The sequence below is a fragment of the Hominilimicola fabiformis genome (genome assembly GCF_020687385.1).
Lineage (GTDB): Bacteria > Bacillota > Clostridia > UBA1381 > UBA1381 > Hominilimicola > Hominilimicola fabiformis.
Window position 1 is genome coordinate 1 of the sequence record NZ_JAJEQM010000009.1, and the last position, 25,967, is coordinate 25,967.

Genomic DNA, 25,967 nt, shown 5'->3' on the forward strand with positions numbered 1-25,967 from the left:
ATTTTGCTTATCTGCCCAAATAAAACTAAGTATTTTATCATAGAAAAATTAATTTACAGAAATAATCTCACACACTCAGTAATTTTTTATTTACAGTGCTTTTGCTACATGTATCGATTACTCGTTTTAATGATTTATGACTTGAAACCCATTCGACGAGCAGTAGCATGTCCAACTTGGTTTTAGCTTTAAAAGTTCCATTTTTTATAATACTTTCAATGGATTTTGACGAACGAAACATAACATCAAGTTTTAATTTCTTTAGCTGATATGCTATGACGTAGTTCCCAATTTCGATAGATTTTTCAAAAAAATCAGTGATGTTATTTATATCAAATCTCTTATATAGGTCGTTAAGATAAGACTTGAAACATCTGAATTCAGCTCTAAGTATATCTTCGTGCCATTCATCTTTCAAATCCTCTTGTTGCAGTTGCAGTCTTTTATTGTAGAAACTGATTTCAACTCTTTTGGATTTTAAAAAGGTCGCTTCTGTTTTTGGGTATTTTGGTTTATACGATTTTGTATGGAACATTATTTTCTGCGTATAACCCGAAGTTGGATCAAATGCTTGATTTATTAGTTTTATTGAATCCGTCACCTGTTGTTGACTTTCAAGTTTTATGTTGACGCAATAGTCAAAGCGAGATAGAGAGCATATCTCAATATTAGGCAAATTCGGCGATATTGTATTTAAAAGTCGATTTGCTATTTGTGGAATATCTAACGCATTGTTGCAATGAAATACGTCCACATAATTGTCTTTGTTTCCCTCAATCATTCGTGTAGGATTTATTCTATAAATTAGCATGGGTACAAATGTTGATGGTGTCGTTTCTCTTAGTGTAATATAAATTATAATACCATGCTGTGATAATATAGTACAGACATATTTTGTTATTTTATCTGTCTTTTTGTTTTCATATGCCATTTTAGGCCTATTTTCAAAATAGTAACTACCGAATTTCTTCAGTTCTTCATGTAAGGTAGCAAATTCACTACCAGTCAATTGATATGTACATTCAAATGTATGAGATGTCATAATAAGTATCTCCCTCCTAAAAAAATTATTTGCGAAAAATCGTATACGAATGGAAATCTTTAAATTCCTTTATCTGCACTAATATTCTTCGCTTAACTTAATGTTTTAAAGGAAAATAAAATTCTACATTTATTCTATTTTATATGACTATATAGACAGATTTGGAGTGGTTTACACTGTGATAAACAGAGATTTGAATTGTAGTTAAGATAGTTTGTAACAATTTATTTTGAGCCAACAGTGATTTAAGAATCTTAATGAGAGGATGATTTTTAATGTACTATAATGAAAATGAACTTCCGGCAATATTAACATTTGCGGAAGCTGTGGAGTATTTATATATCGGTCGCAATACATTATTAAAGTTATTGCATAACGGAACTATAAAGGGATTCAAAGTGGGGAATCGTTGGAGAATAAAAAAAGAAGACTTGTTGGAATTTATGAATACAGATAGGGCTTGACAGAATCAAGCCCTATAACGTTATTCTTTTCTGCCGAATAGATACATCAGAGCAGTAATCGGCAACAGAGAAATCAGTATCCATTTACCCATTAAAAACACCTCCTTACCAAAGCATAAGCAATACTTTTTTAATTCCTTTTAGTATCGTTCGTATCATACCGGAAACCTCCCTTCGATTATTCGTGTAGATAATGTATAAGTGAATAATTGAATTTTACTAAGATAAAAATTACTCAAGTATAAATGAGTAAAACGTAATTGACTAAAGTTATGAATTGTGATATACTGATTTAAACAAAAAGAACGGAAGTGAGAGAGCATGTTTATTGGAAGAGAACGTGAAGTAGCGGCATTGGACAGATTATACGAATCAAATAAATTTGAATTTGCCGTTATATATGGGCGCAGACGTGTCGGAAAGACAGCACTTATAAATCACTTTATAGATAATAAAGAAGCGATTTACTTTATGGGTGTTGAAAGTAACGAAAAACAAAATCTTGAAAATTTCAGTAAAAGCATCATTGAATACAGTAGCGGCATTGAGGCGGAAACGTCATTTCTGTCATTTCAAGCTGCACTTGAGTATGTGTTTAAGCTTGCTGAAAAGAAACGACTGATACTTGCAATAGATGAATATCCGTATGTAGCACGTTCATCAAAAAGTTTGGCATCAACTTTACAACTGCTTATAGATAAATATAAGGACACTTCACAGCTAATGCTTATTTTATGCGGTTCGTCAATGTCGTATATGGAGGATGAAGTGTTGGCATATAAATCACCGCTTTATGGCAGAAGAACCGCACAAATGAAAATACAACCTTTTAGTTTTGAAGAAACATGCAGATGTTTTAAGAATTTTTCGGACGAAGACAAAGCACTTGCGTATGGTATTGTGGGCGGAACACCTCAGTATTTGTTACAAATAGATGATAGATTAAGCATTGAAGATAATATAAAAAATACTTATCTGAATCCGATTTCCTTCCTATATGAAGAGCCGACAAATTTATTAAAGCAAGAAGTGAGAGAGCCGGCTATATATACTGCGATTATAACCGCTATTGCGGTCGGTGCGTCGAGAATGTCGGACATTTCAAATAAAGTCGGTGAGGACAGTAATATTTGTGCGAATTATCTTAAGAGTTTGATAAATTTGGGGATTGTAAAAAAGGAAACTCCGTATGGTGAGAAAACATCTCGAAAATCTATATATTCAATAGAAGATAATATGTTCAGATTTTGGTATAGATTTGTTCCTAATAATAATTCTGTTATAATGCGCGGTGCGGCTGATATTGTGTATAGACGTATCGAACCGCAACTTTCGGAATATATGGGTGCTGTGTTTGAGGAAATTTGTAAACAGTATCTTTGGAAACTGCTTCTTGACGGTAATTCACCGGTTGAGTTTTCGGAACTTGGGCGTTGGTGGGGAAACGATCCTATTGAAAAGAAACAGACAGAAATTGATATAATGGGCGAACAGGACAAACAGACGGCTTTATTCGGTGAATGTAAATGGACTAATGAAAAAGTTGATCTTGGTGTGCTTGAAACATTGATAAAACGCAGTAAGCTGTTTTCATATATTAATGTGCATTTGTTTTTGTTCTCTAGGTCCGGGTTCACAAAAGGCTGTATTGATAAGGCGAATGAACTCGGAAATGTATCTCTTGTAACCTATGCTGATATGTTGAAGTGAAAAACGTAAAGTCATACATTAAAAATATATAATATCTCTGTGTAATAAAATACACGGAGGTGAAATTTATATGTTCCAAAACGAACGATTTTGTACTTGCGGAGTAATTGAGGAAGTCCCTATTGTATTACAATGTATGATGTGGAATATGGTTGATACAATGGAAGTTGAATCAAAGGATTACTTTCAAGTATTTGAACTGTCAGAGTATGACGGTATGCAGAAAATCGTGCATTCACAAGAAATGCCGGAGTATAAAATGGAGTATCTTATTAAATTACAAGGTGCTCCTATTTTTGTGGGCAAAGTTTATGTGATTGACGATAAAACACATTCGACGATGCTGAAAGCAGAGGAGTATTAAGAGGAGGACGAAAGATGAAAGAGGAAAAATACACTTGTGACATATGTCACGAAGAACATGACGTATCAGAACTAACATATTTTGATGAATCGTATTTGTGTGAAGATTGTTTAAGACGTGAAACATTTATTTGCCGTGATTGCGGCGACAGACATTGGAATGATGATTCGGCAGATGGTGACTTGTGCCAAACTTGCTATGATGAAGATTATGTTAGATGTGAAAGATGTGATGCGGTAATTCATTATGATGACGCTTGTTATCATGAAGATGAAGAATATCACGACCACCCATATTGTCGAAATTGTTTTGATATGGATGAGATAATTCACGACTATTACTACAAACCAGAGCCGATATTTTATGGAGACGGTCCGAGATATTTAGGCGTGGAACTTGAACTTGATGACGGCGGTGAAAATGAATTTTGTGCAAGTAAATTACTTGACATTGCAAATGCTCAAAAAGAACATATGTACATTAAACATGACGGTTCACTTGATGATGGTTTTGAGTGCGTAACTCACCCAATGACACTTGACTATCACATTAATCAAATGCCTTGGAGAGCGATTCTTAACAAAGCGGTAGCAAAAGGATATTTAAGTCACCAAGCCGGAACTTGCGGACTTCATGTACATATAAGCCGAAATGCACTCGGAGCAAATTACGAAGAACAAGAGGCAACAATAGCGAAGATTCTCTACTTTTATGAGAAGTTTTGGAATGAAATCTTAACATTCAGTCGAAGAACGGAATCACAAGTAGAGCATTGGGCAAGACGTTACGGTGGCGGAATAATCAATCCGAAAGAAACGTTAAAGCATGCAAAGAACTCACATATGGGACGATATGCGGCGGTCAATCTTGAAAATGAAGCGACGATAGAAATGCGAATATTCAGAGGTACTTTAAAGTACAGTACATTTATAGCAACCTTACAGATGGTAGATGAAATCTGTAAGGTTGCTATTTCTTTGTCCGACGAATTTATGCAGAGTCTTACATGGCTTGATTTCGTAAAGGGAATAGCAGACGACAAACAAGAACTGATTAATTATTTGAAAGAAAAAAGATTGTATGTAAATGAACCGATAAGAAATGAGGTGGAAATATAATGTGCGGAATATATGGAGTGCTTAGTTACAAAGATAAGCTAAAGGATATGAACGAGCTTGTGGATTTGCTCAGCATGGAAAGTGCAGAACGTGGCACAGACGCAACCGGTGTTGCATATTCAATTTTAGGTAATATGAAGATAAACAAAAGTGCGGTAAGTGCATATAAGTTTAATCCGAATATTCCGAAATTCGTTAATGCCGTAATAGGTCACACAAGACACAGTACGCAAGGGGACAAGAGCAAGAACTATAACAATCACCCTTGGAGCGAGAGGGTGAAGAACTGTCAGTTTGCACTTGCTCATAATGGCGTACTGTTCAATGATAAGGAACTTCAGAAAAAGTATAACTTTAAGAGTAAAATCGAAACAGATTCATTTGTTGCAGTACAGCTGCTGAAATATAAAAATGCACTTAATTTTAAGACAATCAAATTCATGGCTGAAAGTATAGAGGGAAGTTTTAGCTTTAATATACTTGATAATCATAATAACCTTTACCTCGTAAAAGGTGATAGCCCGATTTCATTAATTCACTTTAAAGATGAGGGTGTGTATGTGTTCGCATCAACAAAACAAATACTTTGGAAAGCGTTGGTTGATTCTGAATTGTTTCAAGATTTGGAGAATGGCAAGTATGAACATATAGTTCTCAATGAGGGCGATATTCTGAAAATCAAAAGTAACGGCAAACGTGAAAGGGGTCATTTTAATTATACCGAGTCATACGGTAGACATTGGTACGATTACGGTTGCGATTGTTATATTGATACCGGGTATGAAGATTATTATGCGGAAGAATATCTCGAAGACATAAAGACAGTTGCCGCAATGTACGGCGAGGATCCGGAAGTGATACAGAAATTGTACAACGACGGATACACACTTGAGGAATTGGAAGAAATGATTTACACTTGATACTAAAACAGTGCCGTTAGGGTGGGTAAAACCAAACTAACGGCATTGTTTTTTTATTTTATATAATTATTAATTCAGTTATGGTATTCCATTGCGGTAATACAAATTCATCGAAACTTGTGTTTTGCAAAATGAGTAATCAAAAGATTATGATATGATTATTGCCAGAGTATTCTTGAGGACGATATTTTTGCAAATACACAAAAACCACCTCAAACAATGGATGAGGTGGTTTTGTGATGTAAAATTTATGGATAGGGTAAACTAATTAATATTTTACGATTGTTTCCAACTCTGTTATGCCTTTTTTTATCTTGTATGAGACAAACGGTGTAGCCGTTTTTTGATATACAAGGCTTGTATTCGGGTGGAACGATACCACTTCGGGAGTACCACCCGTTGTGCTTTCAACAGAGCAGAAAGAGAAGTTGTTTTTAACTGTAACAACCCCGTTGCTTTCAAATGATGTACATTCTGCACCGTCAACGCATGATACTGAAAAACCTGCGTCACGAGCTATGCAATCATAATCACTTGTGACTTTATGACGGCGAATATGTCCCCCTTCAATAGGGATGAGAGTAGTTTCGACTTTGATACCTTTGAAAGGAGACCAGAGAGAGAAAAGAGAATTTTCTTTCACAGATATTTTTAGGGAGAGTCTGCGAGTGAAAATGTAGCCGTCTATTTCAAATGAGAGAGTACTGTCTGCACCTGATTGATTGAAGAATTTGTTTGAGCGTGGAACACTGAAACCAAATTCCGAACTGTATGCAAATTTGCAGTATTTCTCTGACACATGAACATGATTGATGTAATGTAACCTACCCGGTGTGAGAGCGGTTACTGCATTACCGCTATGCTGAATTATCAGCTAAGCCTCCGACTGCAATACTGTTTGGTATTGGTCGAATAGCGGGAACGGTAACGGTTCTGCTTGCCAAAACGGATGATTTCCCGGAAGTGCAAGCAATATAAATGCTTTCAAACTCCAGTATGGTGAACCCGGAGAATTGTAGCTTTCTGACATATGTAAATTAGTGTATCTGTAACCTATTGTAAGAACACCGCCGTTATCGGTTATCGGATGAGAAAACCATTCTTCAAAGTGTCTTACGATTATGCCCTTGATAATTCCGTGACTGAACACGGGTACATCGGCATATATACACGCACTCCAGAATGCCGCTTGTGCAAATCTGTATGTAAGTGAACGTCCGTATACCAATGCACGACCTTTGTCGTCAAACCAATAGATATATTGTTTTGCAAATTCTGCGGCACGTTCTTTGTATAATGCACTTCTTTCGGGGTCGCTTTTTTCGCATACTTTGGCGTATATTAAGCTGTAGAAATGCAAAGCGAATGGAATATAATAATCACGTTGTTCCGTAACGCCGTCTTTATACCAACCGTTGCCGAGATAATATGAATCAAGTCTTTCCAAACCAAAATCGATTAAATGTTGGTCGTAAGGCTGTGATAAACTCTTTAGAGCAAGGTTTACAAGTACGGGGAACAGACGCCAGTTGTTATCCGATACTTCGTATGAATTGCTTAAAAGCAAGAAGTCCGCAAGATTCTTTTTTGCACTATCGTCAAGCGGTTCCCATAGCTTGTCGGGAGCTAAAAGCAAGCCGTAAGCTATAGCGGCAATTTCAACGAACTTTTGGTCGTAATTTCTAAATCCGCCCCAGTATTCTTTTGAGTTTGGGTTTGTTCCGGCACTTAAACCTTTGGTGTATATTTCCGAAAAATCTTCAATATTTTCGCCGCCTGCCCATAAAGGAACAAGTCCCCATAAAACTCTTGAAAAGCCCTGCATAGGAATTGTACGATCTTCGAAAGCGGCTCCGGTATGTCCAAGATAAAGATTGGCACATTCTTCGGAATAATGCTCTTTTAAAGGAAGCACAAGCTTTTCAAGCAAATCTGTAAAATATTTTTTATTATAAACTGTACTCATTTTGTATTTCTATTAATTATTTGATATATTAAATTATAACGATTAAATGTACGATTGATTTATTTAATATATCTATTATACAGCTAATTATTCTAAATGTCAACAGTTATTTATAAAAATAAAGAAAAATGCTTGTTTCCCTTGATAAAACAAGCGTTTTTTGGTTTGTTAATTTAATATATTAAATTATACTTGCTAAAAAATAATAGTACAATTGCTATAAATGTTTAGCTCGGTGATATAGTACCGTTAGTTGCATTTGTCGAAATACTGTAATCAATCTTTTTGAATCATAGTTACTATAAATTCTTTAAATGTAAGCCGGTATATGAATTTGTATACGGCTTGCGGTGTGTTAAAGTATGAATAAATACTGCATAAAAATCTTGTTAGTATAAAGAAAATATTTATTAAATCGTAAATAGAGAGAGAAACAAATTGTTTGTTTTAATTGATATATTGTTTGACAAGTCACTCGAAAAGTGATATATTAAATATAAGAAAGAAAATGAATTAAGATATATTGTTCTTGGAGGAATAACGTTAATGTCAGATAAAAAACCATTGTACAAACAAATTATGGATAAATTAAAAGAGCGTATAAAGTCGGGAGATTTTGAATACGACGCACCGTTTGTCACAGAGGACAGAATTACTAAGGAATACGGTGTGAGTCGTATAACCGCAATCAGAGCACTTGAGGAGCTTGAACATGACGGATTGATTAACAGAAAACGAGGCAGCGGTAGTTTTGTTTCAAAAAATGCGATGAGTATTCTTGGCAAGAACAAGGAAGACAATGCCGCAGTTACGATACACAAAAAAAACAGAGATATATCTCTTGTGGCATTGGTTATGCCGTTTGATATAAAGCTTGGTAATATGTTCAAATGCTTTGACGGAATTAATAGTGTGCTCAATAAGGAAAATTGCTTTGTCAGTATATATAATGCAAACAGAAGTGTGGAAAACGAGGAGAAAATACTTCGTTCACTTTTGGAACAGGGGATAGACGGCGTTATATGTTATCCTGTACGTGGTGGCAGAAATTTTGAAGTGTATAATCAGTTTTTAGTTAAAAAAATTCCTCTTGTGCTTATTGATAATTATATAGAAAATATGCCTATGAGTTATATTGTGTCGGATAACAGCGGCGGCGGAAAAGCACTTTGCGAATATGCATTAGAGCATGGACATAAAAAGATTGGATTTTTTTGCAGAGGTCGTGTGAATGAAACTATATCAATAAGGGATAGATATATGGGATATGCGGCGGCACTTGAAGAAAAAGGTTTAGGAGTTAATCTTGATTATGTATATGCGAACATTGACGACAAGTACGAAATGCTGACTGAAGAAGAAAGACAACAATACGGCGACGTTGAAAATTATTTGAAAACGATTGTAAATCGTATGCATGAACAAGGAATTTCTTGTGTTTTGTGCCAAAACGATTGGGTGGCAATTCAAGTATATAATTGTTGTAAGGCACTTGATATATCGGTTCCAAATGAAATGTGCATAATGGGTTTTGATAATATAAGCGAGCTTGACGAAATGGATGGCGGAAACAAGATAATAACCGTGGAGCAAAACTTCTTTGAACTGGGTGTGAAAGCAGGTGAAACCGTTCTTAGAGAAATAAACGGCGAAATGCCCGGAATTAAATACATTGTGCCTGTTAAAATTGCTGTTCGCAATTGAATTTTAAAAATAGACCGTTTGAAACAATCTAACGGTTTATTTTTTTTGTTAAAATTAAATTTTAGATTATGTAAAAACAGAAAAATACTGAACTTTGATATATTGTGTAATATAATTATACATAACAAATAAAAAATTGATATATAATTGGAATGGACGGAGATAATTTGAAGTTAAAATATATCATAAAGAAGTCTATTCGTATACAAATGAGACAGTGCAGAGTAGTTCTATACTCGTGGTACAAATCTTTGTAAAACGCAATGGTGTTTATATTGGAGGGAAGCACTAACGGTATTCAAATAAAACATATTCGTGATAATCAATCTATTGCAACATCAAAGGTTGAACTTTATGACGGTAATAATAGTGCAACAGGTGCAACGAAATTTTACTTGGGTATTGATTTTGATATATAATAGCGATATAATATATAACAAATATATCAAACCCAAATTTATTATATGGTATAAGAAGGAATTTCAAATGAGCAAAAATGTACATATAATATCACACTCTCATTGGGACAGAGAGTGGTATCTTCCGTTTGAACAACACAGAATGCGACTTGTTGAATTGATAGATAAATGTATGGAGGTTTTTGAAAAGGACGATTCATTCAAAAGCTTTTTCCTTGACGGTCAGACTATTGTGCTTGACGATTATCTTGAAATAAGACTGGAAAATAAAGAAAAACTTATTAAGTATATCAAGGAGGGTAAATTTATAATCGGTCCTTGGTATATCTTGCAAGACGAATTTTATACGAGCGGTGAGGCGAATATCAGAAATTTGCTTGTAGGTATGAAAGAAGCTGAAAAGTACGGCGCTATGTGCAAAATGGGATATTTCCCGGACGCATTCGGTAATGCGGGACAAATGCCTCAAATTTTAAAACAAGCGGGAATGGATACAGTGACATTCGGACGTGGTGTACGCCCTGTCGGATTTGATAACGAAATTCAAGAAAACGGAAACTATGAATCTCCGTATTCGGAAATGATGTGGGAATCTCCTGACGGTACGAAGATTTTCGGTATTCTGTTTGCAAATTGGTATAATAACGGCAACGAAGTTCCGACAGACAAGAAAAGTGCAAAAGAATATTGGGACGACAGATTGAAAAAAGTTGCGACTTTTGCGTCAACTGATGAATATTTGTTGATGAACGGTTGTGACCATCAGCCAGTACAAGCGGATTTGGGGAAGGCAATAGAAGTTGCGTCGGAACTTTATCCCGACATTAATTTTAAACATTCAAATTTCCCTGATTATATTAAGGCAATTAAAGAGAAAGTGCCAAATGATTTGGCGGTTGTCAAAGGCGAACTTACAAGTCAGGACACAGACGGTTGGTCAACGCTTATTAATTGTGCGTCATCACACATTTACTTAAAGCAGATGAACAGAAAATGTGAATCGGCACTTGAAAACGGTGCAGAGCCTGTCAGAGTTTTATCATCTGTTTTGGGACAAAATTATCCGTCGGACGAACTTGAATATTCATGGAAGAAACTTATGCAAAATCACCCTCACGACAGTATCTGTTGTTGCAGTGTAGATGAGGTACAAGACGAAATGGCAACACGTTTTAATAAGAGTAAGCAAGTTGCGGACTATCTTGTATCAGAGGGAACAAGATATATTGCAGATAAGATTAATACAAAGGAATACGAAAAGTATAAAAATGCACTTCCGTTTGTTGTGTTTAACACGACAGGCAGAAAACGCACATCAGTTGTGTCGGTGGAAATTGACGTAACTCGTAAATCGGGCTGGCTTAAAAAATGTGCGTATGATTTAGACGAAATAAATGTGCCAAACTATAAGCTTATAGATTCAGCCGGAAATTCAATACCGTTTAAAATCGAAGATTTGGGAGTTAGATTCGGCTACGATTTGCCTAAGGATAAGTTCAGACAACCGTACATGGCAAGACGTGTTCGTGTAACATTTGAAGCTGAAAATATATCCGCTGTCGGATATAAAACATATGCTCTTGTTGAGGGGGACGCAGAAAAAGTAACAGATACACTTGTCAGCGGTGAAAATTGTATGGAAAACGATGCAATTCGTGTAGAAATAAACAAGAACGGTTCGCTTAATGTAACAGACAAAGCAAGCGGCAGAACATATAAAGGTGTCGCTTATTATGAAGAAACAGGTGACTTGGGCAATGAATATATGTATAAAATGCCTGAGGGAAGTAAGGCGATAACAACGCAAGATACGGTTGCGAAGATTGAACTTGCGGAAGATGAGCCGTACAGAGCAATGTATAAAATCACAAACACAATTACAGTTCCGAAGTCGGGCGATGATAATTTCGAGGACGAAAAACGTCATATGGTATTCTTTAAAGAAAGAGTTGGCGGAAGAAGTAATGATACCGTTGAAATGAAGATAGAAACATTTGTTTCACTTGACAAAAACGGTAAGGGTGTAAAAATCAAAACGAGATTTGATAATGAAGTAAAAGACCATAGAGTTCGAATTATGGTGCCGACAGGTATAAATTCAGATGTACATAAGGCTGATTCTGTGTTTGAGGTTGTTACAAGAAATAATCGTCATAATGCAGGTTGGAATAATCCGAGTGGGTGTGAACACGAGCAGGGATTTGTGAGCATTGATGACGGTGAAAAGGGTATAGCAGTCGCAAATATAGGCTTGTACGAATATGAAATGTTACCGGATTTAGATAATACAATCGCAGTTACAATTCTTCGTGCAGTCGGTGAAATGGGCGATTGGGGCGTGTTACCGACTCCTAAGGCTCAATGCTTGGGTATAAGCGAAACGGAAATTGAAATTGTACCGTTTAAGGGTGATTTGATTTCAAGCGGAGCTTATGAGGAGTGCTATCAGTTCAAAACAGATATTATAACCGCCGCTACAGATTGTCATAACGGAGCAATGCCGCTTGATTATTCTATGATTAATTGGCAAGGTGACGGCTTGACGCTTACGGGTATCAAGCAAAAAGGCAACGGCGAAGATATAATACTTCGTTGGGTAAATGTAAGCGATAAACCTACAACGTTGACAATTCAAAAGAGTGATGTTATCGATAATCTTTACATCAGTAATATTATAGAAAAGAAGATTAAGGAAATTGACAGTGATAACGGCTATTTCAATATTGAGGCAAAAACGTATGAGATAATGACCGTAGGAATTGCAAAATAATGTATTATATAGGAATAGACCTTGGCGGAACAAATATTGCGGCAGAGGAGAAAAAGGTTGTTATGGCTCAGCTTTTCAACGATGCGGGAATTATAGGTTCGGCAATGCTTGCGATATAAATTAAGTATGTCCGACTTGAAAAATCTTTTTGCAGCATATATAATATACTTATTGGAGTGATTTTTATGATAGTATTTTTTGATTTGGACGGCACACTTATATCCGATGACGAGGCATATATAATACCAGACAGTGCGGTGAATGCAATACATAAGGCACAGGAAAACGGACATTTGATGTATGTCGATACAGGCAGAACCGTTATGAATGTTGAGCAAAGAATAAGAGATATAGGCTTTGATGGATATGTCTGCGGTTGCGGAATGTATATAGAATGTGGCGGTAAAGTGATATATCAGCATACATTGCCGACGAAGCTTTGCAGAAATGTCGCAAATCTTGTGTATGAATGTAATATGACGCCGATGTATGAACATTCTAAGTCGTTTTATTGTGATAAACGTAGCAGAAATTTAGACGGTTTTGTAAAGCTGAAAAGACGTTTTGAAATGCAGGGTAAAGATTTGTCACCCGATGTAAGTGACAATGATTTTGCTTTTGATAAATTCTTGGCTTGGTATGATGAAAAAAGCGATATAGAACGATTTAAAAGAGAAATTGAAAAAGATTTTGATTTTATTGTGCGTGGTGACGGCTTTTGTGAAATGACCGTAAAAGGATTTTCAAAGGGAACGGGAATTGAAAAAGTCCTTGAATATCATAATATTCCGATTAACAGTGCATATGCAATAGGCGACAGTATGAATGATTTGCCTATGCTTAATGCGGTGCCTAACAGTATCGTTATGGGTAATGGCAGTGACGAACTTAAAAAGTCGGCATCTTTTGTGACAAAAGATTTGCTCGATAATGGCATAGAATACGCACTCAAGCATTTTGGAATGATATAGCGATTAAATTTTAGAAGAAATTATTTATACTTTATAATAAAACAGTGTCGTTAGGTTGGTTTGAAAACCAACTCTAATGGCACTGTTTTTTTGCGTCAATAGGGTTATGGATAATGTTATGGCAAGTCAAGCTTTTAACAGCATATTTTACGATTTATATGACTTTTGTACCGAAAAACATGGTTGGTTTTAATAAATTTAACCGCACAGCTTAAAGTTTACCGCATTTTAATAAAAAAATTCCCGTGGTAAGATTAATAACAAGATATAGTTATTATGAGTAAAAGTATATAAAAACGGAAAGAGGGGAAAAAAATGAAAAAAATTATTTCATTGATGTTAGCTGTGACGATGATATGTGCATCTATCGGTTTGACGGCATTTGCGGCTACTACAACTACAGTAGAAGCGGAAGCGGACGGAGTATCAGCGTATACACTGCCAAGTTCAGACAAAAGTAATAGTAAAATATTAAAAAATACTGTAAGCAGTAAAGAAAGTGTCACTTATTATATACAAGCAAACAATACACCAAGAGCGACAATGTTTAAGTTGGCACAAGTAAATACCGGCGACAAGATTAATGTCGATATTAATTTTACATATCTTGATACTGCAACAATGGAATTGGAATATTGTCTTTTTGTTTCTGATAGCGAAATAACACTTACATCACACTCGCAGGATTTGGTAAAAGAGGAACTTGAAAAGCATACAGATGAAAGTAATATAAAAAACTGGTCAACAAACAAATCAAATATGAAGTATTCCCTGCCTAACGGAATTACGGCATCAAAGGATGGATACGTATATTTATATATAGGCTGTGGAGATTTAAGTGAGGATAAAACTCAAGTCACTAAGAAAATACAGTGGTCTATTGACTCATTTGATGTGAATATAGACAGTGATGGAGGTGGCGAAACAGAGCCGGATACAACACCAACGCCAACCACAACAATCAATCCGGATGTGACACCAACGCCAACCCCAACGGCAAGCCCAACCCCAACGCCTACTCTTGAACCGGAGTTAACTTTGGATGAGGTGTACTCCTCAAACATGGTACTCCAGAGAAAAGAACCTATTACTATTACAGGTACAGGAAAATCGGGGAATACGGTTTCAGTAAATTTTAATGGGGCTGATGAGCAAACAACAATAGAACATGGTTTATGGGAGATAACCCTTCCTGCTATGGAAGCTGTAAAATCAGCAACTATGACAGTATCAAGCGGTGATAACATGATTACTCTCGATAATGTGGCTGTCGGTGATGTTATATTCTGTACGGGACAATCAAATATGTTTAATCGCCTTGAGACTTTTCCAACGTTGATGAACGAAGAATTAAGTGAAGCTTACGAAGACGTGAGATATATGAATTCATTTGACGAGATTTCAGAGTGGAAGGTTGCTACTATGGAAAATTCAAAGCAATTTTCTGCACTTGGATTCTTGATAGGTAAGAGGATGATAAAAAAAGATTCTGATGTTCCTATAGGTCTTATAAGTTCAAGTTTGGGTGGGTCGTCAATAATGCAGTGGATTCCGACATATTCAGTAAATTGGGATTCACAAGCAAAGAGAATGATGGCGGGAGCAAGCTCAAAAGGCGGACTATATACACAAAGACTTCTGCCGCTAAAGAATTTGAAAGCATCTGCTGTTGTATGGTATCAAGGAGAGGCAAATACTACCTTTGAAAGCGGCACAGTGTATGAGCAAGCATTGACTTCGCTTATTAACAACTGGAGAAAAACATTTAATGATGAGGACTTACCATTTGTAGTCGTTCAACTTCCTACTGCGAATTTTGCAAAAATTTATTCGACAATACGCATTGGCACCGGAGTAAGAGCGGGACAATGGAATGTATCACAAAGAATGGATAACGTAAAAACAGTTGTGAGCAATGATACAGGAACTACAAATAATGTTCACCCAAATGATAAAGGACCTATTGCTGACAGAGCAGTTGCTTATATAGAAGATTTTATTAACAATACACAATCAAATGTTGAAAGCCCATCTTTTGATTATATGGAACGCAGTGGCGATAAACTTATTCTTCATTTCAAGAATACATACGGCTCTCTTTCAACCGATGATGGAGGTGTGCCGTTGGGCTTTGAACTTAAAGATGATGACGGAATATACAAAGATGTTACACCGACAATTAACGGCGATACTATAGAAATAGATGTAACAGATATAACAAATCCACAGGTTAAGTATGCATGGTCAGATACTCCGGGTATTGCAAAGGATTTAGTTGAAGCACAAACTGACACCCCAGCCGTGATTAATACATTTAATGCTGCAGGCAGACCTATAGCACCGTTTATGACTGATTTGACAGAGAAATATGCTTCTAAAGCTGTAAATAAAGAGTTGTCAACGACAGAGTTCTATAATTATGCACCGTATATATCAAAAGTAGAGCAGTCAGGCGACGACATTGTAATAAGTGCTTATGACACAGATGGTGTTGTCAGTAAAGTTGAGGTATATATTGACGAGGGAGAAATCAAGGCGGGTGATGCTAAACAACGTGACGACGGTAAATGGGTATTTACACCTGATGTTACATCGGGTGTGCACAGTGTTTATGCAATTGCAACAGACAATGATAACATTAACAGTCTTACCTGTGTTGACTATCCAACTTATAATATTATAAGACCGACAAGATATGATTATGTGAAGGGATATACAGAAAGTCCATCATCTGTTGAGTATAACAACGGCGATGATATGCTGGCAAAGGCAACGAATGACGTTAATGGGACAACAACGACGGTAACGTCGGCAATACCTACAGGAGAAACAACAAAGTCGTTGAAGTTGTCTGCCACCGGCAATAAGGCAACGGCTAATGCAACTATTCCTATAAGTAAGGCAGATAATCCGCAGAAAACATTAACAATAGAATACGACACGATGTTTGAAAGTGCTGATGATGCGATTGGTGCATCAAGAGGTATGTATGCTAAAACAAAGGAAGGAAATGAACTATGGCTTACATATTTCACCGCGTCGTCACTCAGAACAGCTATTACTAATACGGGAGGAAACTGGTGCTATGAACAAGCAATGTCTATAAAGAATAACCAATGGCACCATATAAAACTTGAACTTCATCCAAACACAGGAATATTTTCAGTATGGCTAGATGGAACAATGCTTCAAGATAATGTGAGTTTTGTAAAAGAAGGAAGTTCATTTGATACATGTAAAGGAGCCTTTGACACTTTAAAGGAAGGAATAACAGACTTGCGATTCTATCATACAGCTTCAAATAATATTGAAAATGCGACGTATATAGATAACGTTAAAGTAACAGAAGTATCATATTCGGAGGAGGAAATTATACCACCGGCAAAAATACAGGAAGCAACTCCACAGATAAGCATTGATTATATAAATGAAACACTTACCGGCTTTGAGTCACAGGAACCGTATACGATAAAGGTGGGTGAAGGTAATGCTAAAGATATAACGCTTGGCGAGGGCGTGACGACAATATCGCTTGATGATGAAAAAATCGGATATGCGGGGGATATGCAGTCGTTTACGATTATAAAGAAAGCACGTAATGCAGATAATTATATAGACAGTGAAGCTCAGTTGCTTACCGTTCCCGCACGTTCGATTATGTCTGATGACATAAAAATCGATAACGCAACGGAAAAGATTACAATTCCAACCGGTTATAAATATGGTACAACAAGTGCAGATTATACAACTATTACAACGGATGGAAAAGGAGAAACAGTAACAGTAGCACCATCAGAAAAGATTTATCTATATAAATCCGCAGTAACAACAGGTGAAAATAAAATGTTTAAGAGCGTAGTCAAGACATTTACAGCTCCGGCACGTAAAGAAATAGGAGAGGTTAAGATTGATTTCAATACGGAAACAATTAATACTACTACATCTATGCAGTATAGCACATACGACGAAACAGAGTGGACAAATTGCACCGACACAAATATGTCAGTAACAGCATTTGATAGTTGGGATGGTTCAACTGAAAAAGTTGTTAAATTCCATATTCCGTCAGATGAAGACAATTATGCAAGCGAGGTTGTAAGTGTTACAATTCCCGCTCGTCCGTCAATTCCTAATATAACAGGTGTTGCACCGACAACAAACGGCGGTCAAGGCAAACTGACAGGCACAACAACAGCTATGGAGTACAAGACAGCGGACGGTGGAACGTGGGCGGATTGTTCAGATGTCGAAACACCGGTTGATTCGGGAAGCTATATTGTACGCATAAAGGCTACAGCAACCTCATTTGTTGGTACAGAAACGACAATAATAACAGTACCACCGTTTTCAGCTATAAAGGAAGATACACCTAAAATTACGGTTAATTATAATGATGAATTGCTTGAGGGCTTTATAGATGGTGCGTCATACACAATTACGGTCGACACAGATGTGGCAGAAAAAATAGCTCCGACAGATGGCAAACTTGCCATTGCGGAAAAATATATCAATAAGACAATCAGCATTGTAAGAAAAGCGAGTGACGCAAATCATGTTGACAGTACAGTACAAACTATCACATTAGGTTCGCGTGCTGCACAACCTACCGGTTTGACAGGTATAAAACCGACTGCGGAAAATGGTAATGGCAAAATCACCGGTACTACTGCAGATATGCAGTACAAGGAGAAAGATAATAACGAGGACACATGGCATGATTGTACCGTAACTGAAACAGAAGTGACGGCGGGAAAGACATATATTGTACGTATAAAGGCGATTGTAGATGGTGAATTTAAGAGATTTGCAAGCATATGTACCGAAGTGGAGGTTGGAGAGTATGTTGCTCCGCAACCTTCAAAAACAAAGGAAAATACCCCGCAAATCAGCATTGACTACATAAACGAAACACTGACAGGTTTTACGGTGCAGGAGCCGTATACTATAAAGGTCGGTGAAGGTATAACTCAAGATATAACACTTGATGACAATGTAACAACAATATCACTTGATGATGAAAAAATTGGTTATGCCGGCGAATTATTGTCTATTGAAATTGTAAAAAAAGCACGCAATACCGAAACATATACCGACAGTGACGTGCAACAGTTGACAGTTAAAGCACGTCCTAAGGCACCTACAACCGTTCAAGGTGTAAATGCTACGGAAATAGGCGGCAAAGGCAAACTCACAGGTATGAATGGCATGCAGTACAAACTCAAGAGAACAGATGAATGGAGTAGTACGCAGTTGGTTGATACAGTTGAGGTTGATGCAGGCGAATACAATGTCCGCAAAGCTGCAACAGATACAGACTTTGCAAGTGAGGAGACAACAATTACAGTTGAAACGTTTATAGCTGAAAAGGAAATGACGCCTGAAATCGCAATTGATTATACAACAGAGGAACTTATAAACTTTGTTGAGGATGGAACATATACAATTAATGGTTTAGATGTTACATTAACAGATAACAAGTTATCATTAGCTAATTATATAACAAATGAACAGATAACGCTTTCGATAGTAAAGAAGGGTAATAATGTGACAACGGTTGCGAGTGAAGCACAGACTCTAATAGTTAAGGCACGTCCTGCAGCACCGACAAAATCGGAAATCATAGTAACACAACCGAGTGTGATTGGCGGCAAAGGTACTATTGCAGGTATCGCAGACACTATGGAATATAGTACGAATAATGGTATTAATTGGACTACGGGCGATGGAGATGATATAGGTGATATTGAGCCTGGAACCACATATAAAATCCGTTATAAAGCTGTAAGTGCAGACGAGGAAGCCGAAAGGCAGTTTAAGAGTGCAGAATATTCGGTTACAATTATTGCGTATGATGCAATGCCGGAAACGCAGCCTACAATCTCGATTAACTATGTAAACGAAAAGCTAACAGGCTTTACGGAAGGCTGTGACTATATAATAAAAATAGATGATGGCGTAGCGACGGATAAAGATAATGTAACAGAGGATATCGACATTGACAACACATATTTCGGTCATACCCTAAAAATCGTAAAAAAAGGTGATGGCATAAAAACAAGCAACAGTGAAGCGTTTGAACTTTCTATTCCTAAACGTTCATCCGCACCAAATGTAGCAGCGGTTGAAGAACAGACTTATCAAGGCAATGACGGCAAAATCACAGGTGTTGACACTACAATGGAATATAAATCATTGTCAGAACCTACATTCACATGGACGCAGTGTGCAGGCACGGAAATCACAAATCTTGCACCGGGGTCTTACGTTGTTCGTGTGGCGGCAGTTGCAGATGAATCCTTTGCCAGTGAAGTTATGAGTGTGACAATTAATGCGGCAGCAAAGGATGAGCCTACAGAACCGACAGTGAATATAACGTATGATGATAAAAATGGAAATGTTAATGCTATATTTACCAATATAACAGAAGAAGGCATGGTTTATGTTGCAGAATATAATGAGAATGGTACATTGCTTTCGATAAAATCAGATGAAATTTCAGACAGTGTAATTATTCCATTTACTTGCGTAAATAAGAGTAAGGTGAAGGTCTTTATATGGAAAAATGATATGAAACCATTATTTAATAAAGTATTTACATTGAATTAAGATGAGCATATCGGGCATATTCTGTGATAGGATATGCTCGTTTAACTGACAAAAATTAAGACGGAGTGAATGTTATGTTTAATAAGAAATTTAACTTGTTGAAAGAAGCGACAGAATATGGATTTATGCCGTATATGGAAACGTATATTCTGGACGGTAAGAAACGTCCAATAGTTGTGATATTTCCCGGAGGTGGATATGGAATGGTATCTGAGCGTGAGGCAGAGCGTATTGCTATGGCATATAACGCAGCAGGATTCCATGCGGCAGTAGTGTATTATTGTGTTGAACCGCACACACATCCGCTTCCTATACAAAATGCAGCTAATGCAGTTGCCATGCTTAGAGAAAATGCAGAAAAATGGAATATAGATACGGATAAGGTAATTGTATGCGGATTTTCTGCCGGTGGACATCTTGCAGCATCACTAAGTGCCTTGTGGAATGATTCTGAAATATTCAGCGAGCACGAGATTGAGTTAGCAATGCATAAGCCAAATGCTCAAATTTTAAGTTATCCGGTAATAACATCGGGTGAATTTGCTCATAAAGATTCATTTAAAAATCTTACAGGTACAGATGACGAGTCAAATCATCTATGGAGCAGTCTGTCGCTTGAGAGGCGTATTACGGATATAATTCCACCAACGTTTTTATGGCATACATATGAGGATATATGTGTTCCTGTTGAAAATACACTGATGTATGCAGCTGGCTTGAGGAGGGTTGGAGTACCGTTTGAATTACATATATTTGAGAAAGGCGAGCATGGTTTGTCAAGGGTGAGTGATGAGTTAATATGGTCCAAACGAAAGTTTGAAAGAGAGTATCCGTGGTTGAGTCTGTCAGTTGATTGGCTAAATCAGTTGTTTTAAAACGTGTATATTGATTAGGCAAGAGATGAGCCTATAAAAAGAGAATGAATAAAAGAATGGGAACTGTTATAAAATTTAAAGGGACGCTCTATTTTAAAGCGTCCTTTTAAATTGAAATATAAAAAATTTAACGCATTAATTAAAGATTATCCCGTTTAATATACACAAACAGATGTGGTATTATTGATACATATAAAAACGGGAGGAAGGATTATGACGGATTTTAACATACTAAGAAAACGATATTCGGAGGTTTTATGCGGTAGAGGACACAGCGGCAAAAGAACGGCTGATTGTATACTACGATCAGATGAACGTACAGAACAAAGGCTTGCACAGCTTGATACGCGCATAGAAAAGGCAATCACATCAAACGAGCCGGGAATTGTAAATGCAACGCTGAAGGGAATACTTGACATTTCCACATCATTTTCTCAGAATAACTCGCGATTCTATCATGATGAAAATATAAAAAATAAAATATTTAATGCGCTAAATGCCTTGGAGAAAGTATATAATGACACTATTGCGCCGCAAGGTAACTGGTGGTACTGGGAAATCGGTATACCTCTTAGCCTTAACAGTATTTTCACCTTGATGTATGATTATGCGGACAAGTCGCAGCTCAAACGATATATGGCAGCGGAAAGACATTTTAATGATAGGATAAAGCTTACCGGTGCTAACAGGCTTTGGGAGTCGGTTATTTTTGCCGTTCGCGGAATATTACTTTCAGACAGCGACAGTATAAAGTACGCCATATCTGGCATACAGGACGTAGTGGTTATAACAGACAGCGGTGACGGTTTTTATAAAGACGGTTCATTTATTCAGCATGATAATATACCGTATAATTGTGGATATGGACGCTCGCTTATACAGGAGCTTGCGCCGATGCTCTATACTTTCAAAGATACGGAATTTGAAATCAAAAATACAGATATAATTAATACTTGGGTTGAAAAATCCTATCTTCCTTTTATATATAACGGCAGAACTATGGACATGGTTCGTGGCAGAGAAATCTCGCGTTATTATGAGCAAAGTGATTTTGCCTGTTCACGCATACTCTCGGCAATGCTTATATTAACGGAGTTATCCGAATTTGATATACTTAGAAGTGTGATTAAAACTCACCTTACGGACAGCTTTTTTGAATATGCTTCGTTATTTGCGGTGGAGCTTGCGGAAGGCTTGCAAGAAGATGACAATATAGAACCTAAAGAAATCAAACCGTATTTTATGGCATTTAATAGTATGGACAGAGCCGTAAAGCACGGAAACGGTTATACAATCGGTCTTGCTATGCACTCAGAACGCACGGCAGCATTTGAGTCAATAAACGATGAAAATCATAATGCTTATCATACCTCGGACGGTATGCTATATACATATAAAAAGAATGAGCCGCAATCGGATTTTTTCTGGCAGACAATAGATTTACAGCGTTTGCCTGGCACGACTGTTTTACGCGGGTCAGCAGTAAAACCGAACATCAATGCCTCGGGTGATTTTACGGGCGGATGCGGGATAGGAGAAAATGGCGTATGTGCGATGGAGCTTATTTCAGACGAAAACAGTCTGACAGCAAATAAAGCGTGGTTTTTCTTTGATAAGGAAGTGGTTTGCCTTGGAAACGGTATAAACAGCACAGACGAAAACGAAACTGAGACAATAATCGAAAACCGACTTGTAACGGATAATTCGAGATTTACGGTACACGGAAGCGAAGAAAGTGAGGGTTATCTCATAAAAGGAGCATACCTTGACGGCAGCCATGATGTTGGATATTATTTTCCGGAGGAACAGGAGGTAAATATTCTGCGAGAGATACGTACCGGAGACTGGAATAATATGAGCATAAAAACAGACGGTAAGAGCTATAAGGGTATGTACCTTACAATGTGGATTAAGCATGGGAAAAAGGCAAAAGACGGCTCTTACGAGTATATAGTTATTCCTAAATGCAATGAAGAGGAAATAAAAGATTACTACAGAAAAAGCGGAATAAGAGTAATAGAAAATTCCGACTCAATACAGTGCGTGAAAAAGAATGGTATAACAGGCATTGTGTTTTTAAAGGATAAGACTCACAGCGCGGGTGGAGTGAGCTGTGATAAGCGCTGTGTTGTAATGACAGCACAGAACGGCGAGGAACTTGAGCTTTCGGTGGCTGATATAACTCATAATCATGATAGACTTTACATAGAGCTTGACTACAGCGCCCAAAGTGTGATGACCAAGAGTGAACGTATAAATGTAATACAGCTTGTTCCATATATATGCATGGAGATTAATATGAATGTAGCGAAAGGTGAGGAACAGCATATAAAATTCGGAGGTGTTAAAAATGTATGATGTTGCGGTAGTCGGCGGTGGAATATCCGGCTGTATAGCGGCAATCGCGGCAGCAAGATATGGAGCAAATGTTATATTGATTGAGAGGTACGGTTTTTTGGGAGGTACCCTTACGGCGTGTGGTACGGGACCTATGATGACTTTTCATGCCGGTGATGTTCAGGCGGTACAGGGCATAACGGATGAACTTATAGAAAGACTGAAGGCTAAAGGACTATCGCCGGGACATATTTTTGACACTACAGGCTATACTTATACAGTTACTCCGTTCTCGGCTGAGGGAATGAAACGAGAGCTGGAGACTATGATGACAGAAACCAGTGTTACGCTTCTCTATCATAGCATGGTTTGCGATATTGAATACATAAACGGCAGAATAAATAGCGTTGAGGTGTGCGGGAAAAGCGGTAAAAGACGTATAGAGGCTAAAATATTTGTTGATGCAAGCGGAGATTGCGACATAGCGTTTCTTGCAGGGCTTGAACCGAACAAGGGACGTGAAGGTGACGGCAAATGTCAACCTATGACGATGAATTTTAAGGTTATTAATGTTGATACTGAACGCGTCAAAAAATATATAATGAATAATAACGATGAATTTCCTCGTCTTGAAGGCGATTTAAGTAAAGTTACTCATGCGCCGAGACTATCTATAGGCGGTTATGTAAACACATTAGGAAAAGCGCAGGAAACAGGCAAGATTTCATTTCAGCGGGAAGACATTTTGTTTTTTGAAACAGACAGAATGGGCGAGTTTATTGTGAATACTACGCGTGTTATCAACGCGGATCCTACCGTTCCGGAGGATTTAACCCGAGCTGAAATTCTCGGAAGAAAACAGGCTTGGGAAGTGTTTGAACTGCTTAAAACAGAGGTGCAGGGATTTGAAAATGCAGAACTTGAATTTACCGGTCCGTTTATAGGGATACGAGGTTCGCGCCAGCTAAAAGGTAGTTATACTCTTACGGCTGATGACATTGTATCTTGCAGAGATTTTGACGATACTATTGCCTGCGGTGGCTATCCGATAGATATTCACGCTCCAGAGGGGAATGACGCCGCAATGTATGAAAAAACAAAGCTTTCGCTGGAATATGGGGATATATATCATATTCCGTACCGTTCGCTCATTTCTGATAATGTAAAAAACCTGATTACAGTCGGACGTTGTATAAGTGCAAGCTTTGAGGCGCAGGCGGCAATACGTGTATCGCCGATTGCAGGAGCGGTAGGTCATGGCGGTGGTGTCGCTGCCGGAATATGCGCTGTAAAGGATATAAATGTGCAGGATGTAGATGTGATTGAGTTAAGAAAAGAACTTAAAAAACAGGGTGCTTTTATATAAATACAATGGGCGGTCAGTTGTGTATGACCGCCCATTGTATTTTTCATATTAAATAATTTCATTATCAATACAGTTTTCCACCAGTTCAGCAAAGAGAGAATCAGGCCATGTAAACCATGGTCGCGTATATAGAGATGGATTGTCGGCGCAAAAACTCTCGTGCATATGATTTGTGTTATCATTTGTAGATGATAGAGTGTTAAGTATGGAGCGTATCTCAGAAGCATTATCTGATGTCAACGCTTGCATAATAAGCGAAAGATGCCATATGTATCCGGTGGGCGTATGAGGTGAGCCTATGCCTTCAGCTGCGCTGCCCTCATAATAGTACGGATTATCACAGCTCAATATGAATTTACGTGTATTTTTGTATATCTCACAGTCTCGGCTTTCGTAGCCTATATAGGGAATAGAAAGCAGACTTGGAATGTTTGCGTCGTCAAAAAGGGAATAATTACCCAGTCCGTCCGTTTCACAAGCATATATTTCTCCGTGTTTTTTGTGATTACAGACCGCGAACTCCTTTATACCTCTGTCAATCTCCGATTTAAGTACAATACATTCATCAGAAAGACTTTTATTTTTGCACACGTCATTTAACATCTCAGCCATATATCCGAGAACTACAGCAGCAAACATATTTGACGCAGTAAGATACCCAAAAGAACAGCAGTCGTCACTCGGACGAAAACCTGACCATGTCATGCCTGTATAGGCAAGAGGCTTATCGGAAAGCCTGTCTTGTACGGTTCCGTTAGGACGTGAAAAACTATAAAGCGACTTTTCATAATGGTGCTGTTCGTTTTTCCAAACAGTTAATATAGTTTTTACAGTCGCCTCAAGCTCCTGCTTGATAATTTCAGTATTGCCGGAATGCTTCCAATAGAGATATAAGATGCGTATAGGATAACACAATGAGTCAACCTCGTATTTTCGCTCGAATACCCACGGATTATTTGTGGGAATATCTTCAGTGTGACCATTTCTGTCAGGAATACGATTAAAAGCGTTTGCATAAGGATCAATCTGTATGTACATAAGCTGACGCCGTATGACGCCCTCTATTATCTTTGACACCTCTCCGTCATGCGAAAGTGGTACATAATGCGTAATCTGCGCAGCGCTATCACGAAGCCACATGGCAGGAATATCGCCCGTAAGAACAAAATATGTGTTGTCCTCGCACAGTTCAAGAGCCGTTTTTAATGTGCTCAAATAACATGCTTCATACATGCTGCGAATTCTTGGATAAGTGTTCAGCTTATCGCAATATTGAGCTATATGCTCTGTTATTATTTTCGGTATGTGCATTGCAGTTGCTCCTCATATACAAAA

The 25,967-nt window shown here is 37.5% G+C and carries 17 protein-coding genes; 13 read left to right on the top strand and 4 right to left on the bottom strand.

The features are described from left to right. Window positions 1-67: 67 nt before the first annotated feature. Window positions 68-1,042: a hypothetical protein gene (locus tag LKE05_RS07545; protein WP_147514813.1), complete on the bottom strand. Its 975-nt coding sequence runs from the start codon at window positions 1,040-1,042 to the stop codon at window positions 68-70. Window positions 1,043-1,317: 275 nt separating this feature from the next. On the opposite strand from LKE05_RS07545, the gene LKE05_RS07550 reads away from it, so the two are divergent. The 5 genes from LKE05_RS07550 (at window position 1,318) to LKE05_RS07570 (ending at window position 5,618) form a co-directional block, all read left to right on the top strand. Beyond that, entirely contained in the window at window positions 1,318-1,506 is a 189-nt protein-coding gene (locus LKE05_RS07550) for a helix-turn-helix domain-containing protein (protein ID WP_022229289.1), read from the top strand. 321 nt (window positions 1,507-1,827) lie between these two features. Continuing rightward, on the top strand, window positions 1,828-3,216 hold the full coding sequence (locus tag LKE05_RS07555) for an ATP-binding protein (RefSeq protein WP_147514812.1): 1,389 nt from the start codon (window positions 1,828-1,830) through the stop codon (window positions 3,214-3,216). A 70-nt stretch (window positions 3,217-3,286) separates the two neighbouring features. Beyond that, window positions 3,287-3,580, top strand: a complete 294-nt coding sequence (locus LKE05_RS07560; RefSeq protein ID WP_147514811.1) for a DUF960 domain-containing protein — start codon at window positions 3,287-3,289, stop codon at window positions 3,578-3,580. A 14-nt stretch (window positions 3,581-3,594) separates the two neighbouring features. Next, window positions 3,595-4,698, top strand: a complete 1,104-nt coding sequence (locus LKE05_RS07565; RefSeq protein ID WP_147514810.1) for an amidoligase family protein — start codon at window positions 3,595-3,597, stop codon at window positions 4,696-4,698. Next, entirely contained in the window at window positions 4,698-5,618 is a 921-nt protein-coding gene (locus tag LKE05_RS07570; protein ID WP_147514809.1) for a class II glutamine amidotransferase, read from the top strand. Before LKE05_RS07565 ends, LKE05_RS07570 begins: the two co-directional genes overlap by 1 nt. Window positions 5,619-5,886: 268 nt before the next feature. Here LKE05_RS07570 and LKE05_RS07575 read toward each other — a convergent pair whose 3' ends face one another. Next, window positions 5,887-6,492, bottom strand: coding sequence for a DUF2264 C-terminal domain-containing protein (locus tag LKE05_RS07575; protein WP_337871097.1), 606 nt, complete (start codon window positions 6,490-6,492; stop codon window positions 5,887-5,889). Beyond that, window positions 6,493-7,584: a DUF2264 domain-containing protein gene (locus LKE05_RS07580; protein WP_308456431.1), complete on the bottom strand. Its 1,092-nt coding sequence runs from the start codon at window positions 7,582-7,584 to the stop codon at window positions 6,493-6,495. It lies immediately after the preceding gene. 546 nt (window positions 7,585-8,130) lie between these two features. On the opposite strand from LKE05_RS07580, the gene LKE05_RS07585 reads away from it, so the two are divergent. From LKE05_RS07585 to LKE05_RS07620, 8 genes are all read left to right on the top strand, one after another. Continuing rightward, window positions 8,131-9,288 carry a GntR family transcriptional regulator gene (locus LKE05_RS07585; protein WP_308456432.1) on the top strand — a complete coding sequence of 386 codons (1,158 nt, stop codon included), beginning with the start codon at window positions 8,131-8,133 and terminating at the stop codon, window positions 9,286-9,288. A gap of 263 nt (window positions 9,289-9,551) precedes the next feature. Beyond that, complete coding sequence (locus LKE05_RS07590; protein ID WP_308456433.1) at window positions 9,552-9,707, top strand: hypothetical protein; 156 nt, start codon at window positions 9,552-9,554, stop codon at window positions 9,705-9,707. 67 nt (window positions 9,708-9,774) lie between these two features. Then, on the top strand, window positions 9,775-12,477 hold the full coding sequence (locus LKE05_RS07595; RefSeq protein WP_147514808.1) for an alpha-mannosidase: 2,703 nt from the start codon (window positions 9,775-9,777) through the stop codon (window positions 12,475-12,477). A 185-nt stretch (window positions 12,478-12,662) separates the two neighbouring features. Continuing rightward, window positions 12,663-13,448, top strand: a complete 786-nt coding sequence (locus tag LKE05_RS07600; RefSeq protein ID WP_147514807.1) for a Cof-type HAD-IIB family hydrolase — start codon at window positions 12,663-12,665, stop codon at window positions 13,446-13,448. Window positions 13,449-13,763: 315 nt separating this feature from the next. Beyond that, entirely contained in the window at window positions 13,764-20,054 is a 6,291-nt protein-coding gene (locus LKE05_RS07605) for a sialate O-acetylesterase (protein ID WP_308456434.1), read from the top strand. Window positions 20,055-20,128: 74 nt separating this feature from the next. After that, complete coding sequence (locus tag LKE05_RS07610) at window positions 20,129-20,929, top strand: alpha/beta hydrolase (protein ID WP_308456435.1); 801 nt, start codon at window positions 20,129-20,131, stop codon at window positions 20,927-20,929. 213 nt (window positions 20,930-21,142) lie between these two features. Further along, window positions 21,143-23,287: a polysaccharide lyase 8 family protein gene (locus LKE05_RS07615; RefSeq protein WP_308456436.1), complete on the top strand. Its 2,145-nt coding sequence runs from the start codon at window positions 21,143-21,145 to the stop codon at window positions 23,285-23,287. Next, window positions 23,280-24,632, top strand: coding sequence for an FAD-dependent oxidoreductase (locus LKE05_RS07620; protein ID WP_147514802.1), 1,353 nt, complete (start codon window positions 23,280-23,282; stop codon window positions 24,630-24,632). Before LKE05_RS07615 ends, LKE05_RS07620 begins: the two co-directional genes overlap by 8 nt. Window positions 24,633-24,680: 48 nt before the next feature. Here LKE05_RS07620 and LKE05_RS07625 read toward each other — a convergent pair whose 3' ends face one another. Further along, entirely contained in the window at window positions 24,681-25,943 is a 1,263-nt protein-coding gene (locus tag LKE05_RS07625) for a glycoside hydrolase family 125 protein (protein WP_147514801.1), read from the bottom strand. Window positions 25,944-25,967: the final 24 nt, after the last annotated feature.

What these genes read in the sequence shown, in the direction of transcription:
- LKE05_RS07545 (WP_147514813.1), bottom strand. Translation starts at nt 1,042, where the DNA reads ATGACATCTCATACATTTGAATGTACATATCAATTGACTGGTAGTGAA.
- LKE05_RS07550 (WP_022229289.1), top strand. Translation starts at nt 1,318, where the DNA reads ATGTACTATAATGAAAATGAACTTCCGGCAATATTAACATTTGCGGAA.
- LKE05_RS07555 (WP_147514812.1), top strand. Translation starts at nt 1,828, where the DNA reads ATGTTTATTGGAAGAGAACGTGAAGTAGCGGCATTGGACAGATTATAC.
- LKE05_RS07560 (WP_147514811.1), top strand. Translation starts at nt 3,287, where the DNA reads ATGTTCCAAAACGAACGATTTTGTACTTGCGGAGTAATTGAGGAAGTC.
- LKE05_RS07565 (WP_147514810.1), top strand. Translation starts at nt 3,595, where the DNA reads ATGAAAGAGGAAAAATACACTTGTGACATATGTCACGAAGAACATGAC.
- LKE05_RS07570 (WP_147514809.1), top strand. Translation starts at nt 4,698, where the DNA reads ATGTGCGGAATATATGGAGTGCTTAGTTACAAAGATAAGCTAAAGGAT.
- LKE05_RS07580 (WP_308456431.1), bottom strand. Translation starts at nt 7,584, where the DNA reads ATGAGTACAGTTTATAATAAAAAATATTTTACAGATTTGCTTGAAAAG.
- LKE05_RS07585 (WP_308456432.1), top strand. Translation starts at nt 8,131, where the DNA reads ATGTCAGATAAAAAACCATTGTACAAACAAATTATGGATAAATTAAAA.
- LKE05_RS07590 (WP_308456433.1), top strand. Translation starts at nt 9,552, where the DNA reads ATGGTGTTTATATTGGAGGGAAGCACTAACGGTATTCAAATAAAACAT.
- LKE05_RS07595 (WP_147514808.1), top strand. Translation starts at nt 9,775, where the DNA reads ATGAGCAAAAATGTACATATAATATCACACTCTCATTGGGACAGAGAG.
- LKE05_RS07600 (WP_147514807.1), top strand. Translation starts at nt 12,663, where the DNA reads ATGATAGTATTTTTTGATTTGGACGGCACACTTATATCCGATGACGAG.
- LKE05_RS07605 (WP_308456434.1), top strand. Translation starts at nt 13,764, where the DNA reads ATGAAAAAAATTATTTCATTGATGTTAGCTGTGACGATGATATGTGCA.
- LKE05_RS07610 (WP_308456435.1), top strand. Translation starts at nt 20,129, where the DNA reads ATGTTTAATAAGAAATTTAACTTGTTGAAAGAAGCGACAGAATATGGA.
- LKE05_RS07615 (WP_308456436.1), top strand. Translation starts at nt 21,143, where the DNA reads ATGACGGATTTTAACATACTAAGAAAACGATATTCGGAGGTTTTATGC.
- LKE05_RS07620 (WP_147514802.1), top strand. Translation starts at nt 23,280, where the DNA reads ATGTATGATGTTGCGGTAGTCGGCGGTGGAATATCCGGCTGTATAGCG.
- LKE05_RS07625 (WP_147514801.1), bottom strand. Translation starts at nt 25,943, where the DNA reads ATGCACATACCGAAAATAATAACAGAGCATATAGCTCAATATTGCGAT.